Below are 14,968 nucleotides of genomic sequence, written 5' to 3' on the forward strand. Positions count from 1 at the left end.
ATTTAAAGTACAAAAAACAATATTTATGAAACATATTTTACTTTATAGTTTATTTCTGGGATTACTCTTAGCAAGTTGTGGAACGACTAAGAATACTGCTAAAGATCTTGCTGCTGCAAATCCAATTGAAAGCAATATTGATATTACAAAAGTGGATAAAGATAAAATCCCGGTTCAAGTTGATCCGGGAAGGTTTTCAAAAGACACTATCGTTTTTAGGTTGCCAAGAGTAGTTCAGGGAACCTATGCTGTGAGTGATTTCGGAAGTTTTATCGATGATTTCAAAGCTTTAGATTATGAAGGCAATGAATTGCGGTTTGAAAAGAAAGATGTCAATACCTGGATCATTTATGAAGCCAAAAAACTCGATAAGATAACTTACTGGGTTAATGACACTTTTGATATTGAGGGAGGAGATCAGCCTACACCTTTTTCACCTTCAGGCACTAATATCGAAAGTGATAATTATGTTTTGAATCTGCACGGCTTTGTTGGTTATTTCGATTCACTTAAAGCAAATTCATATGTCATTAACGTCACAGCTCCTATTGAATTTGATAGGACTTCCGCTTTGTTGATGGTAGAAGAGAATATAAGTGATGATGGTAAATATGTGACTACAAGGTATAAAGCAGAAAGATATTTTGATGTTACTGACAATCCAATGATGTATGGTAAACTGGATGTTGAAGAGTTTCAAGTAGGTGATATCAAGATTGTTTTAAGTGTCTATTCTCCGAACAATGAACACAGCGTAAAGACCTTAAAGGAAACCATCTTCAAAATGATGCAGGCGCAGAAGGCTTATTTAGGAGAGACCAATAGCACCAAGCGCTATGATATTTATGTTTATTTAGCAGGACATTCTAATGGTTCACCAAAAGGTTTTGGTGCTTTGGAACATCATACTTCGACGGTTGTCGTTATGCCAGAATCAATGTCTCAGGAAAGTCTTGAAAGTAGTTTAATTGATATCGTTTCTCATGAATTCTTTCATATTTTAACACCATTATCAGTTCATTCAGAGGATGTCCATTATTTTGATTACGACCAACCAACTTTTTCAGAACACTTATGGATGTACGAGGGTTTGACTGAGTATTTTGCAACCCTGTTTCAGGTGAATCAAGGTCTTGTTTCTGAGGATCAGTTCTATACCAAGCTGCTGGAGAAAATCAATACAGCTTCAACCCTGGATGACACCATGAGTTTTACAGAAATGAGTAAAAATATATTGGATAAACCTTATGCCGACAATTACTTCAATGTATATCAAAAGGGGGCTTTAATAGGGATGTGCTTGGATATTATCATCAGAGAAGAGAGTCAAGGTCAGAGAGGAATTCTTTCTGTGATGAAAGAGTTAGCTGTTAAATATGGTGTTGACAAACCTTTTGAGGATGAGATGATAATCGACGAAATCGTCAAAATGACCTATCCATCAGTGGCCACCTTCTTTAAAGACCACGTTGTTGGTGGTACTCCGATTGACTATAATTTGTATTTCGCAAAAGTGGGACTTGGAATGAATGATGGAAAAGTTGAGACAAATTATGTTCAGAATGCTGGAAAAATGATTATTCGGGGAGACAGACAAACTGGTTCGATCATGTTTAATGATGAGGTTATCGACAATAGTTTTTGGAAGGAATCTGGAGCTCAAGCAAATGACAAGATTAAAGAAATTAACGGTGTGACCTTATCTCGAGAAAATGCAAATTCAGTTTTTGGAGAAGTATTTGGTTGGAAGCCTGGAACAGAAATCAATGTGTTATTAGAAAGGGGAGGGGAAGATATTCGTATAGAGAAGATTTTGACTCCAACATATACTACAGGGAAAAAGCTAAGTTTAAATCCAGATGCTACAACTGATCAGAAATCCTTATTAAATGCCTGGTTGAAGGGTTAGTGATTAAGAATTAATAGTATAAAAAAAGCCATGTATTAGCTTTAATACATGGCTTTTTATTTTTAAAGAAAACGCTCTTAGCTAACAGTTTCTTCTAGTAAACCATTTGTTTTTCTAACAGCTTCAGCGCTTGTTTGCAACTTTTCTGTTTCGGCTGCATTTAGATCGAGTTCAACGATTGACTCAATACCATTTTTCCCAATAATACAAGGAACGCCAATTGAAATGTCATTAAGACCGTATTCACCATCTAATAGTGCTGAACATGGGAACAATTTTTTATGATCACAAGCGATAGCTTGAACCATAGCTGACACAGCTGCTCCTGGAGCATACCAGGCACTTGTGCCTAACATTTTAGTCAAAGTTGCTCCACCAACCTTAGTTGCTTCAGCAACTTCGTTGATTTTATCTTCAGATAAGAATTTGCTTACAGGAACACTGTTTCTGGCAGCAAGACGCGTTAATGGAATCATTCCTGTATCACTATGACCACCAATTACGATTCCTTGAACGTCAGATGCAGGGCAACCTAAAGCTTCTGAAAGACGGTATTTAAATCTAGCACTATCAAGAGCACCACCCATACCGATAATACGGTTTCTAGGCAATCCAAGCGCTTTATGAGTAAGGTATGCCATGGTGTCCATTGGGTTACTTACTACTATAAAGATCACATTTGGAGAATGTTCCAATATGCTTCCTGCAACAGATTTAACGATTCCTGCATTAATGCCGATAAGCTCTTCTCTTGTCATTCCGGGCTTACGTGGAATTCCACTTGTGATAACAGCAACATCACTATTGGCAGTTTTTGAATAATCATTTGTACTTCCTGTAATTAAAGTGTCAAAACCGTTTAAGGAAGCTGTTTGCATAAGGTCCATAGCTTTTCCTTCGGCATAACTTTCTTTAATGTCAACAATGACAACCTCTGAGGCGAAATCTTTGATTGCGATGTATTCGGCACAACTGGCTCCTACCGCTCCTGCACCTACTATAGTTACTTTCATTTTACTAAAATTTTATAATTAATTAAATATGTTTGTTCTAATTGTAAAGACCCAAGGTCTTTTCAGAATCTTGGGTCTTTATAAATGTTTAAATATCAATATTCGCGTAAACCGCGTGTTTTTCGATAAATTCTCTTCTCGGTGGGACATCATCGCCCATCAGCATGGAGAAAACTCTGTCAGCTTCAGTACCGTTTTCAATTGATACCTGACGCATGGTTCTGAATTCAGGATTCATAGTTGTATCCCATAATTGTTCAGCATTCATTTCACCAAGACCTTTATAACGTTGAATAGTTCCACCTCCGAATTTTTCAACAATGTCGTCTCGATCAGCATCTGACCAGGCATATTCTTTCTTAGCACCCTTTTTTACAAGGTATAATGGAGGTGCAGCGATATAAATATTTCCATTTTCAACCAATTCACGCATATAGCGAAAGAAGAAAGTAAGGATTAAGGTTGCAATGTGACTACCATCTACATCGGCATCACACATAATTACGATCTTGTGGTATCTCAGTTTACTCAGATTGAGCGCACGTGGATCTTCTTCAGTTCCAATTGTAACTCCAAGTGCCGTATACATGCTTTTGATTTCTTCATTCTCAAAAACTTTATGTTGCATGGCTTTTTCAACATTCAAAATTTTCCCTCTTAAAGGAAGGATAGCTTGAAAATTTCTATCACGTCCTTGTTTGGCCGTTCCGCCTGCAGAATCACCCTCGACTAAATAGATTTCACATTTTTCTGGATCGTTCCAGGCACAATCTGATAATTTACCAGGAAGTCCACCACCCGACATTACTGTTTTTCTTTGTACCATTTCACGAGCCTTAGTGGCTGCATGTCTGGCTTGAGCGGCAAGAATTACTTTCTGAACAATAATTTTTGCATCATCAGGATTTTCTTCTAGATAATTAGTCAGCATTTCAGATACGCTCTGGCTAACAGCAGAACTGACTTCTCGGTTACCTAATTTAGTTTTGGTTTGCCCTTCAAATTGTGGTTCAGCAACTTTAACCGAAATAATGGCAGTAAGTCCTTCACGAAAGTCATCACCCGCAATATCGAATTTAAGTTTACTAAGCATTCCAGAAGATTCCGCATATTTTTTCAAAGTATGTGTCAGGCCTCTTCTAAAACCTGCTAAATGTGTACCACCTTCATGTGTATTTATATTGTTCACATAAGAATGAAGATTTTCGGTATAAGAAGTATTGTAAACCATGGCGACTTCAACAGGAATCCCATTTTTTTCACCTTCCATACTGATTACGTCAGATGTAAGCTGTTCTCTGGTCGCATCTAAGTATCTTACAAATTCTTTTAATCCATCTTCACTATAAAAAACTTCCTTAACAAAGTTCCCTTCTTCATCTGTATTGCGTTTGTCGGTAATTGTTACGGTAACACCCTGGTTCAAATAGGATAGCTCACGCATTCTAGCTGAAAGGATCTCATAACTGAAAACTATTTCGGTTTGAAATATTGTATCATCAGCCAAGAATGTCACTTCAGTTCCATTTCCATCAGAAGTACCAACTTGTTTTACCGGATAAAGGGCTTTACCTTTCGAATATTCTTGCTGCCAGGTTTTGCCATCTCTGAAAACTGTAGCTTTCAATTCATTTGAAAGCGCATTTACTACAGAAACACCAACACCGTGCAATCCACCAGAAACTTTATAGGAGTCTTTATCAAATTTCCCACCAGCTCCAATCTTCGTCATTACAACTTCAAGAGCTGAAACGCCTTCCTTTGCATGTTTGTCAACAGGAATCCCTCTACCGTTATCTCTTACGGTAACAGAGTTGTTCTCATTTATATAAACATCTATTTTATCACAATGTCCGGCCATGGCCTCATCGATAGAATTATCGACAACTTCATATACAAGATGATGAAGCCCTCTTGAACTCACATCTCCAATGTACATAGATGGTCTCATGCGAACATGTTCCATCCCTTCTAAAGCCTGAATGCTATCAGCAGAATATTGATTTTTGTTAGTTTCTTCACTCATATTTTTTAGTTCTCTTTTGTCCAAAAATTTATAACGTACAAATATAAGAAAACCCCTGCTTTATAGGTGTTTTTTTTACATTTTTAAAGCGTAGAAGTTATCAACATTATTAGAGGTGTGAACCTTTAGATTCTTTGATCTATTCAATGGTTTTTGGGCATAAAAAAAACCTGTTCAGATTAACTCTAAACAGGTTTTTTTTGTTCTGCAAATTAAAATAGCTTAATATTTGTATTATTTGCATTGTTGATCACATTCGAGATACTATTCCCCTCAGTCCAATATTCTTATGTTGATCAACTTTTATGATAAACTAAAAGTTTACTTTTTTACTAAGACCTAAACCCAAGACATGCTTGCAATTTAAATCTGTGACAAATGTAATTGCTAATTCTGAAGAAAATCTGAAGTTTTGTTCAGAATTAGATTTTTTTTTAAAAAAGCCTGTAAAAATATAATCTTTACAGGCTCTTTATTCAATTAAAACAGCTTAATGCTTCAAATGATTTGCCTGATTCTATTTGTTAGGTTCCATTCCCCTCAAAACTTTGCCGTTTAAATAGAATGAGCTTGTATCTTCTTTGTTATTTCAGTATTCATAGCATGAATTTTTGAACGTTCTGAAATAGTCATTTAAATAAATAACAATCAGATAACGGGACAAATGTAAGTGGCATTTCTAAAGGAAATCTGAAGAAAAATTCAGATTTTGTTAAAGTTTATTTTTTTTAAAAATAGATAGAGATATTGTGCTGATCCTCAGCATATGAGTGTGTTATTTTCCATTTATTGTTGTCACATATCTTTTTCACAATCGCCAAACCTAGTCCAAAAGAGTTACTTGCAGTACTTTCTTTTTTGAATCTTTCAAATAGGGCTTCAGATTCTATTTTAGGTGGAATGCCAGAATTCGAAACACTAACAAATAGGTTGGTGGTTAGAATTTCAATATGCCCGCCATCTACGTTGTGTTTAATGGCATTGCTGATAAGATTAGATATGATCATGTCAAACAGAAGTGGGTTCGCTTTCAATTCAACTTCCAGCGTTGACTTCATTTCTACTTTCAAATTTTTATTTTCAATAAAATCTTCAAAAATTTCTAAATGTCTTTCAATAACCTGGTTTACTTGGATCAATTCTACATCTTTAAACTGTCTGTTCTCTATTTTAGAGAGGAGTAGCAGGGTTTTATTAAGCTTAGAAAGTCTTTGTACAGATTGGTATATAACTCTTATTTGTGAAACCTGCCCCTCGTCTAAATTGTCTGACTGAAGCAAAAGCTCCGATTTAGATTGCATGATCGCCAATGGGGTCTGCATTTCATGTGATGCATTTTCAGTAAATTCTTTTAAATTATTGAAATCAGAATTGATCTTAGAGGTGAGTTTTGATAAAGAGTTATTTAGCTCCTGAAATTCATCAATGTCTGATTCACTTAATTGAATAGGGCGATTGTTTTCAACAGAAAAATTCTTTAATGTTTCCAGGTTACGATAAAATGGAAGCCAGACTTTTCTCATTACAAAGGAGTTCACAAAATAAACAGTGAGAATCATGATGAAAATGATGATCCCAACAGACAGTGTTACCCCTAAAATAAAATCTTGATTTCGCATAATCGAACTCCGCGTGATTATGCGATAGGTTTTTCCTTGCAAAGTTTCTACCGAGGTTAGTTGTCGATAGAGTTCATAGTTCTCAACATTATTGACAACCTGATACATTAACGTATCCTTGTAATATAAGGTGTCCTTTATAGGTGTTTTAGATTTAAAATCTTCAACGTCGAAAATAGGGAGGGGGTATTCATATTTGATCTTCCTGGCAATAAGTTCTTTATCCCATAACAGTTTTTCATCCTGTTTCTCACTTACGATATTCTTTAGTGTGAAATAAACTATAGAACCGGAAAGTATAAAAATAATAACCGAGTAAGTAATGTGTGTTTTACGTGTTTTTTCAAATAATTTCACAAATAGAACGAATTGATCAGGTTGTATTAATTAATCTTTCAAAGGTTGTAGTGTGTTATATCTTTAGCTATTTTATTCGCCAAATTTATATCCCAGACCATAGATGGTTTGAAGATAGTCATTTGCACCACTTTTTTTGAGTTTTTTTCTCAGGTTTCTCATATGGGTGTAGATGAAATCAAAATTATCCACCATATCTATATTGTCTCCCCACAAATGTTCCGCAATAGCCTCTTTAGTTAAAACCCTATTTTTATTGGTAATAAAATAAAGCAAGAGAAAATATTCCTTTTTAGTCAGGTCAAGTTTAACCCCATTTGCGACGGTTGTTTTTGCAACGGGATCAATTTCGATCTCCTGGTAAACAATATTGTTATTTCCTTCATATTTTCTTCTTCTGAGTAAAGAATTAACCCTGGAATTAAGCTCAGCTAAATGAAAGGGTTTTGTGATATAATCATCAGCTCCTAAATCCAGACCTTTCAATCTGTCGTCTAAAGAATCTTTCGCCGAAACAATTAGAACACCTGTTTCAGGACTCTTCTGCTTTATAAACTTTAATAAATCCAGGCCATTGCCATCAGGTAAGTTGATGTCAAGAATAACCACATCGTAATTATAGGAAATCAGTTTGTCCTCAGCCTCAAAAAAATTTGGAGCAGATTCGCAAACGAAATCTTCTTTTTCCAAATACCCACATGTTGCATTTAGCAACTCAATCTCATCCTCTACTATCAATAGTTTCATTTCTAATAATTTAAGGTTGTACAAAAATAGTATATAATTGATATACTATCTCATTTAAATCCGTTTTAACAGATAATTGACAATCTACCATGTTATAAATTGTCAGTTTTGATTTAACCTTATTTCTGTTAAAACTAGTCGGGATAAAATATAATTAGAAATTCACCGTTATTATTCATCGAATGATTACTCAATAATTGTTTGTTGCTATGAATAAGAAAATAATTACCACAATGCTTTTGTGTGCGTTGTTGTCAAGTGTTACGAGTTATGCTCAAAAATTTGACAATCTTGATAATGCACCCGTCGATATTAGTTATCTGACAACAAGAAAAATTCCAAAACCCCTTGTAAAGGTGGTTTATGGAAGACCTCAAAAAGAATCCAATAATGTTTTTGGTGATCAGGTGCCCTATGGGGAAATCTGGAGAACCGGTGCTAATGAAGCGACAGAAGTCAAGTTTTACACTGACATGTCGTTTGGCAGAAAACTTGTTAAGGCCGGAACGTATGTTTTACATACAATTCCAGGAGAACAAGAATGGACTATTATCCTAAATAGTAAGACAGATACTTGGGGTTCAAATTTTTATGATGAAACCAAAGATGTTGTTCGAATAAAAATTCCGGCAAGGCAAGATGCAGTGCTAGATGTTTTTTCAATCGGCTTTAAAGAAGACTTCAAAAGCACCTTTATGGTATTGGCATGGGATTCTACAAGAATTGATATTCCATTGGCTACACAAGATGCGATTTTAGCTAAAATTTAATGACTATGAAAAGAATAAATATAACCTTAGGAATAGCTTGTATTAGCGCCTTCCTTAGTATGACGAACATGAATGCTCAGGATTTCAGGGACCTTGATGCCAGTCCGCATGATATTGTTTATTTTAGAACGAATAAAATTTCACCACCGAAAATAAAGGTACTGTATGGCAGGCCAAAAAAGAATGGTAGAGAGATCTTTGGGAATGTAATTCCTTTTGGAAGAATATGGAGAGTTGGCGCCAATGAGGCAACTGAAGTAGTGTTTTACAATGACGTAGTCTTTGGGGAAGACGAAGTTAAAGCAGGAACTTATGTTCTTTATGCAATTCCTGGTCAGAATGAATGGACCTTAATATTAAGTTCAAATACTGATGTCTGGGGAACTTATGAATACGAAGCAAAATACGATGTCGCCAGAACCAAAGGGAAAGTGTCAAAAGCAGAATTTCTTGAAGCATTCTCAATAGGGTTCAAAGACAAAGGAAAGCATGTTAATATGGTGCTCGCCTGGGACACCACTAGGGTTACAGCACCGATTAAAATTCTTTTATAGATTAATATACTTTCTCCCCGTTAATATAAGTTCCATTTATCTTGATATTTGGAACTTCTTTTATTGGTATGGTCATGATGTCTTGATCTAAAATAACAAAATCAGCAAATTTGTTGACCTCAAGAGAACCTTTTTCTTTTTCCTCAAAATTAGAATAAGCTGCCCATATTGTCATTCCTTTAAGCGTTTCTTCTCTGCTCAATCCATTTTTTATTTGAAACCCATCTTCTGGATATCCTGAAAGGTCTTTTCTGGCAACCGCAGCATAGAAAGTTAACATAGGGTTTACTTTTTCTACAGGGAAATCAGTACCTAATGCAATTCTTCCGTTTATTTCTAACAAAGTTTTATAGGCATAGGCTCCATTAATTCTTTCCGGCCCTAATCGATCTTCTGCCCAATACATATCACTTGTGGCATGAGTGGGTTGAACAGAGGGAATAATCTCGGTGAAATAATCGAATTCGTCAGGGTCAATAATTTGAGCATGTTCCATTCTCCATCTACGATTGGTTTGACTTTTAAGCTCCTTGGCATATGTTTTTAATACATAGGAATTAGCAGAATCTCCAATGGCATGTGTGTTCATTTGAAACTTAGATTTTGCCAGCCTCTTTGCGATCATTGATAAATCGTCAAGGCTTGTTACCATGGCCCCATAATGGCCTTCTCTATCCGAATAAGGTTTTTTTAAAGTGGCGCCTCTTGATCCCAATGCTCCGTCTGCATAAACTTTAAAAGACCTTACATTGAGTCGATCTGTTTTTGAAATCCCTTTTTCTAAATAATAATCAAGATTTTCAGGACTCATACTAACCATTGCATATACCTTGATCTTAAGTTCTTCATTTTGCTGAAGGCTGTCAATCAATTCTATTGTTTTTCTGTCAAGACCCGCATCAGTTAAAGTTGTTAAACCTAATTCTAGACAATAGGACTCAGCATCCTTCAAAGCCTGAACTCTTTTTGAAAGACTCATTTCAGGAATGGTTTTTCTAACAAGATTCATGGCATTATCTACTAAAACGCCTGTTATTCTTCCATTTTTTTTGAAAATTTCCCCACCAGAAACAGCTGTCTTATTGTTGATGCCAGCAAGATCTAAGGCGGCTTGATTCACTAAAAGAGCATGCCCATCAATCCTCGTTAAGGCCACAGGAATTTTAGGATACAGTGCATCGAGTTCTTTTTTGGTAGGATATTCCTTTATCTCCCAATCATTTTGATCCCAGCCTCTTCCAATAATGAATTCTGCATTTTTATCTTTTTGAAAAGCAACAACTCTTTCAATCACTTCTTCAAAACTTGTTGTTCCGGAGAGATCTACAGTCTGCATGAAAAAAGCAAGATTCCGAAAATGACAATGCGCATCGATCAGGCCAGGCAGGATCGTTTTACCTTCTGCATCTAGAATGTTTTGCGATTGAAATTGCTCATTGATTTCTTTAGAAGTTCCAATTCCGATAATCAGATTGTCTTTTACAGCAAATGATTCTGCTTTTGGGGCCTTTTCATTGACCGTATAAATATTTGCATTGGTAATGATGAGGTCTGCAACTTGTTGTTCCAGTTTGCAGGAAATAAGCACAAAAGCGCTTATCAAGTATATGAGGGGCTTATACATGAAATAGTTTTAAGTGTAAAATAAAAACGTAAAGATATAAAAATTAAGATATAACAAGTGCTTTGCACTTTCCTTCTTTAAGTGTAACTTTGCCCACCTGAAAATAATTGATAAAAAACGCCTTGTCATATGATCTTAAGGATTTTGTTTTCAGGCGTTTGAAAGTTAAAAATCAATTGTGATAAATTGAGTTTTATGAATAGTAAAAGAGACTGATTTTAGAATATAAATAATGAAATATTACTTTAACGAGATAGAAGCCAAATGGCAGCAATATTGGAACGATAACCAAACATTTAGAGCTGAAAATACCAGTGATAAAGAAAAGTTCTATGTTCTTGATATGTTTCCCTACCCGAGTGGAGCGGGATTGCATGTAGGACACCCTTTAGGATATATTGCCTCAGATATTTACGCCAGATTTAAAAGACATAAAGGGTTTAATGTTCTTCACCCGCAGGGTTATGATTCTTTTGGATTACCAGCCGAACAATATGCCATTCAAACTGGGCAGCATCCTGCAAAGACCACGAAAGAAAATATTAAAACATACAGAAGGCAATTAGATCAAATTGGTTTTAGTTTTGATTGGAGTAGGGAGGTGAGAACGTCAGATCCGTCTTATTATAAATGGACCCAATGGATCTTTATACAGTTATTTGAATCTTATTATTGTCTTGATGATCATAAAGCAAAAGATATTTCTGTTTTAGAATCTATTTTTGAAAAGGAGGGAAATGCAGAGGTTAAAGCGGCTTGTGATGATGATATTGACATATTTTCTGCTGAAGAATGGAATTCTATGGGTGATGCAGCTAAAGAAGAGCTGCTTTCTAAGTACAGATTAACCTATCTCTCTGAAACGGAGGTGAACTGGTGCCCTGAATTGGGAACCGTATTGGCAAACGATGAGATTGTTAACGGTGTTTCTGAGCGCGGAGGATTTCCGGTTGTAAGAAAGAAGATGAAACAGTGGTCAATGAGGATTACGGCCTATGCGCAACGTTTGCTTGATGGTTTGAATACTATAGATTGGCCCCAACCTTTAAAAGATTCTCAAAAAAATTGGATTGGAAGGTCTGAAGGAGCAATGGTTAGTTTTCAAATTGATGGGCATAATGAGTCTTTTCAAGTATTTACTACAAGACCTGACACCATTTTCGGCGTGTCATTTATGACACTGGCTCCAGAACATGAACTTGTTGCTAAAATTTGTACTTCAGAACAAAAAGAAAAGGTTGAAGCCTATATTTTGGCCACTTCGAAAAGAAGTGAAAGAGACAGAATGGCCGATGTAAAATCAATTACGGGAGTATTTACTGGAGCTTATGCAATACATCCTTTTACTGGTAAGAACATTCCTATTTGGATAGGAGATTATGTCTTGGCCGGTTATGGAACCGGAGCAGTTATGGCAGTTCCTTGCGGAGATCAAAGAGACTATGATTTTGCCAAACACTTCAATTTAGAAATTCCGAATATATTTGATCAGCAAGACCTTTCTGAAGGAGCATGTGAAGATAAGAATGTGGTGATTGCTAATTCTGATTTTATCTCAGGAATGAAAGTGGGTAAGGCCATTAAAATGGTTATTTCAGAGTTAGAAAAAAGAAGAATTGGACTAGGTAAAATTAATTATAGATTAAGAGATGCTGTCTTTTCGAGACAACGATATTGGGGGGAGCCATTCCCGGTTTATTATGTGAAAGGATTACCTAAAATGATAGACAAGGAGCATTTACCAATAACCTTACCCGAAGTAGAGAAATACCTACCTACAGCTGATGGAAAACCGCCATTGGGTAATGCAACGGTTTGGGCCTGGAATACAAAAACAAATACTATTGTATCGAATGATTTGATTGATGAAAAATCAGTTTTCCCATTAGAATTAAACACAATGCCAGGCTGGGCCGGAAGTTCCTGGTATTTTAACAGGTATATGGACGCTTCCAATGAAAATGAATTCTGTGGTAAGGATGCACTGAATTATTGGAAAGATGTAGACTTATATATCGGGGGTAGTGAGCATGCTACAGGGCACTTGCTTTATTCAAGATTTTGGCAGAAATTTCTATTTGACAAAGGATTAGTGCCTGTAGACGAATATGCAAAAAAATTGATCAACCAAGGAATGATCCTTGGAACTTCAGCCTTTATTTATAGGAAGGAAGGAGAAAACACTTATGTGTCACATGGATTGATTGGCAATGAAAAGGTCCAACCTATTCACGTTGATGTATCTCTTGTCAATTCATCAAATGAACTGGATATCGAAGGGTTTAAAAATCATGCCTTCAACAAGGATTATGCACAGGCTTCATTTATTTTAGAGGAGGGTAAGTATATCGTTGGTCGCGAGGTTGAAAAAATGTCTAAATCAAAATACAATGTTGTCAATCCGGATGATATTTGCAAGGATTATGGGGCAGATACTCTAAGAATGTACGAAATGTTTTTAGGTCCTTTGGAACAGGCAAAGCCATGGAATACTGCGGGAATTTCTGGTGTTCATGGCTTCCTAAAAAGACTTTGGAAGTTGTTTTATGTCGATGGAAATTTTGTGGTTAGTGATGAAGTTGCCAGTCCGGAAGAATTGAAAATACTGCATAAAACCATAAAGAAGGTAGACGATGATATAGCCAATTTCTCTTTCAATACTTCAGTCAGTTCATTTATGATTGCCGTTAATGAATTAACTGCGCTTAAAACTTCTAAACGAAGTATTTTGGAACCATTGGTTGTTCTTATTTCTCCCTATGCGCCGCATATTGCGGAAGAGTTGTGGGAGAGACTAGGTCACAGCGGTTCAATATCGACTGTAGAGTTTCCTGTTTTTAATCCAAAGTTTTTAGTTGAGAGTACTAAAACTTATCCGATTTCATTTAATGGAAAAATGAGATTTACAAAAGAACTTTCCTTGGATCTGGATAAGGCTGCTGTTGAAAAAGCTGTTATGGATGATGAGAGAACAATAAAACAATTGGCAGGAAGAAGCCCTAAAAAAGTAATTGTTGTACCAGGTAAAATTGTCAATATTGTTGGTTAATGGAAAATAATATCGAATATATAGGCATTGTGGCAGCTATTTTAACAACCGCTGGATTTGCGCCTCAGGTGTATAAAAGCTTAAAGACAAAAGCTGTTGAAGGGGTTTCTCTTTTAATGTATTTAGTTCTTTTTATAGGTATGCTGTTTTGGCTTTATTATGGAGTAAGAATGAATAGTATTTCCATTATCATGGCAAATATTGTTTCTGGCTTATTGGTATTGATTCAAATTGTAGCTAAAATTATCTACTCCAATACTAAATCATAATAAATACGGGAAACCGGAAGGTAAATAAATTTATTTTTAATAATTTTGGCATAAACTGAAGTGTATGAAGACAACATTACGTTATTTAACTTTTTTCCGGAACACTGTAATTGTATTGATACTGGTTTTATCAAGTGTAGAGCTGTATTCTCAAGAATTATATGTGGGTCCAAATGCAGAATTTTTCCTTTCAGATGCTACGGTGTTTACGACGAGTAATACTGTGGTTCAGGTTGATGACAATGGTCTTTTTTCTATAGAATCTGGCAGCAGTTGGGGTTCAGATCAAGAATTTATTGATGGTCAGGTTAAGGCTTATGGAACCGGAAATACTTTATTTCCGACAGGCAACAAGGGTGTGTATGCACCTGTTGAGATGGAACATAGTGCAGATGCGCAAGCAAAATATGTAAATGAAGCTCCTGCAAATGGAAGTAACGGAACAGATGTTGATGCCGTGGGAACTGTTGAATATTGGGAGTTGTCAGGTAATGCGGTGGTAACGCTTCCCTGGAATGAAAATAGTGATATCACTAATTTGGTAAATAATAATGGCGGTGCCTTAAGTTCTGTCGCTATCGTTGGATTAAATAGTGGCGTATGGGATCTGATAAGTGCTTCCCATACGTATACAGTTACTGGGGATTTGTTGAATGGAGATGTTACCAGTGACCAAAATATTCCTGTGAACTTAGACGGATATGGCCAGTTTACATTTGGTATTGATCGCCAGGTGGTTTTATCCGTGGATGATCTTTTTCAAAATACTGGAATTAATTTATTATCAAATCCGGTTAAATCCTATGAAAATGAAATTAGGTTCATGGCATCTGATGAAATGTTGGGCGTTAAGGTCTCAATCTATGATATCAATGGGAGAATGGTAAAATCGTATGAGAATGTTGACCTATCCCAGGGAGAAGGAAATCTTCCAAAATCTAATTTAAAAAGCGGCTTGTATTTTCTCAAATTTGAACACGAAGGAAAACAAGGTGTTAAAAAACTATTAATCGAATAATACTCAATATATC

The 14,968-nt window shown here is 35.8% G+C and carries 11 protein-coding genes; 6 read left to right on the forward strand and 5 right to left on the reverse strand.

The features are described 5' to 3' along the window. The first annotated feature begins 25 nt into the window (after nucleotides 1–25). Entirely contained in the window at nucleotides 26–1,909 is a 1,884-nt protein-coding gene (locus QWY87_RS03335; protein WP_290288179.1) for a M61 family metallopeptidase, read from the forward strand. Nucleotides 1,910–1,986: 77 nt separating this feature from the next. On the opposite strand, the gene QWY87_RS03340 is transcribed toward QWY87_RS03335, so the two are convergent. The 4 genes from QWY87_RS03340 to QWY87_RS03355 form a co-directional block, all read right to left on the reverse strand. Continuing rightward, on the reverse strand, nucleotides 1,987–2,922 hold the full coding sequence (locus QWY87_RS03340) for a malate dehydrogenase (RefSeq protein ID WP_290288181.1): 936 nt from the start codon (nucleotides 2,920–2,922) through the stop codon (nucleotides 1,987–1,989). A gap of 88 nt (nucleotides 2,923–3,010) precedes the next feature. Further along, on the reverse strand, nucleotides 3,011–4,948 hold the full coding sequence (gyrB, locus tag QWY87_RS03345; protein WP_290288183.1) for a DNA topoisomerase (ATP-hydrolyzing) subunit B: 1,938 nt from the start codon (nucleotides 4,946–4,948) through the stop codon (nucleotides 3,011–3,013). 728 nt (nucleotides 4,949–5,676) lie between these two features. Further along, nucleotides 5,677–6,924, reverse strand: a complete 1,248-nt coding sequence (gene porY / locus QWY87_RS03350; RefSeq protein ID WP_290288185.1) for a sensor histidine kinase — start codon at nucleotides 6,922–6,924, stop codon at nucleotides 5,677–5,679. Nucleotides 6,925–6,996: 72 nt separating this feature from the next. Further along, nucleotides 6,997–7,671, reverse strand: a complete 675-nt coding sequence (locus QWY87_RS03355) for a response regulator transcription factor (protein WP_290288188.1) — start codon at nucleotides 7,669–7,671, stop codon at nucleotides 6,997–6,999. Between the two features lie 209 nt (nucleotides 7,672–7,880). Between QWY87_RS03355 and QWY87_RS03360 the strand changes: the two genes are divergently transcribed. Both QWY87_RS03360 and QWY87_RS03365 read left to right on the forward strand, forming a co-directional pair. Further along, entirely contained in the window at nucleotides 7,881–8,441 is a 561-nt protein-coding gene (locus QWY87_RS03360; RefSeq protein ID WP_290288191.1) for a DUF2911 domain-containing protein, read from the forward strand. Nucleotides 8,442–8,446: 5 nt separating this feature from the next. Then, the gene (locus QWY87_RS03365) at nucleotides 8,447–8,995 is read left to right on the forward strand and encodes a DUF2911 domain-containing protein (RefSeq protein WP_290288194.1); all 549 of its coding nucleotides are present in this window, start codon (nucleotides 8,447–8,449) and stop codon (nucleotides 8,993–8,995) included. A gap of 1 nt (nucleotide 8,996) precedes the next feature. Here QWY87_RS03365 and QWY87_RS03370 read toward each other — a convergent pair whose 3' ends face one another. Continuing rightward, nucleotides 8,997–10,619: an amidohydrolase gene (locus QWY87_RS03370; protein WP_290288197.1), complete on the reverse strand. Its 1,623-nt coding sequence runs from the start codon at nucleotides 10,617–10,619 to the stop codon at nucleotides 8,997–8,999. Nucleotides 10,620–10,851: 232 nt separating this feature from the next. On the opposite strand from QWY87_RS03370, the gene leuS reads away from it, so the two are divergent. The 3 genes from leuS (at nucleotide 10,852) to QWY87_RS03385 (ending at nucleotide 14,955) form a co-directional block, all read left to right on the forward strand. Then, nucleotides 10,852–13,668 (forward strand): leucine--tRNA ligase, encoded by a 2,817-nt coding sequence (leuS, locus tag QWY87_RS03375; RefSeq protein WP_290288200.1) that lies wholly within the window; start codon nucleotides 10,852–10,854, stop codon nucleotides 13,666–13,668. Then, nucleotides 13,668–13,937 (forward strand): SemiSWEET family sugar transporter, encoded by a 270-nt coding sequence (locus QWY87_RS03380; protein WP_290288202.1) that lies wholly within the window; start codon nucleotides 13,668–13,670, stop codon nucleotides 13,935–13,937. The genes leuS and QWY87_RS03380 overlap by 1 nt, the downstream gene beginning before the upstream one ends. 64 nt (nucleotides 13,938–14,001) lie before the next feature. Next, nucleotides 14,002–14,955, forward strand: a complete 954-nt coding sequence (locus tag QWY87_RS03385; RefSeq protein WP_290288205.1) for a T9SS type A sorting domain-containing protein — start codon at nucleotides 14,002–14,004, stop codon at nucleotides 14,953–14,955. The last annotated feature ends 13 nt before the right edge of the window (nucleotides 14,956–14,968 follow it).

Source organism: Lutimonas halocynthiae (genome assembly GCF_030409835.1).
Taxonomy (GTDB): domain Bacteria; phylum Bacteroidota; class Bacteroidia; order Flavobacteriales; family Flavobacteriaceae; genus Lutimonas; species Lutimonas halocynthiae.

Excerpts from the sequence above, each read along its gene's own strand:
- gyrB (WP_290288183.1), bottom strand. The coding sequence starts at position 4,948 with ATGAGTGAAGAAACTAACAAAAATCAATATTCTGCTGATAGCATTCAG.
- QWY87_RS03340 (WP_290288181.1), bottom strand. The coding sequence starts at position 2,922 with ATGAAAGTAACTATAGTAGGTGCAGGAGCGGTAGGAGCCAGTTGTGCC.
- QWY87_RS03380 (WP_290288202.1), top strand. The coding sequence starts at position 13,668 with ATGGAAAATAATATCGAATATATAGGCATTGTGGCAGCTATTTTAACA.
- QWY87_RS03365 (WP_290288194.1), top strand. The coding sequence starts at position 8,447 with ATGAAAAGAATAAATATAACCTTAGGAATAGCTTGTATTAGCGCCTTC.
- leuS (WP_290288200.1), top strand. The coding sequence starts at position 10,852 with ATGAAATATTACTTTAACGAGATAGAAGCCAAATGGCAGCAATATTGG.
- QWY87_RS03360 (WP_290288191.1), top strand. The coding sequence starts at position 7,881 with ATGAATAAGAAAATAATTACCACAATGCTTTTGTGTGCGTTGTTGTCA.
- QWY87_RS03355 (WP_290288188.1), bottom strand. The coding sequence starts at position 7,671 with ATGAAACTATTGATAGTAGAGGATGAGATTGAGTTGCTAAATGCAACA.
- QWY87_RS03335 (WP_290288179.1), top strand. The coding sequence starts at position 26 with ATGAAACATATTTTACTTTATAGTTTATTTCTGGGATTACTCTTAGCA.
- QWY87_RS03370 (WP_290288197.1), bottom strand. The coding sequence starts at position 10,619 with ATGTATAAGCCCCTCATATACTTGATAAGCGCTTTTGTGCTTATTTCC.
- QWY87_RS03385 (WP_290288205.1), top strand. The coding sequence starts at position 14,002 with ATGAAGACAACATTACGTTATTTAACTTTTTTCCGGAACACTGTAATT.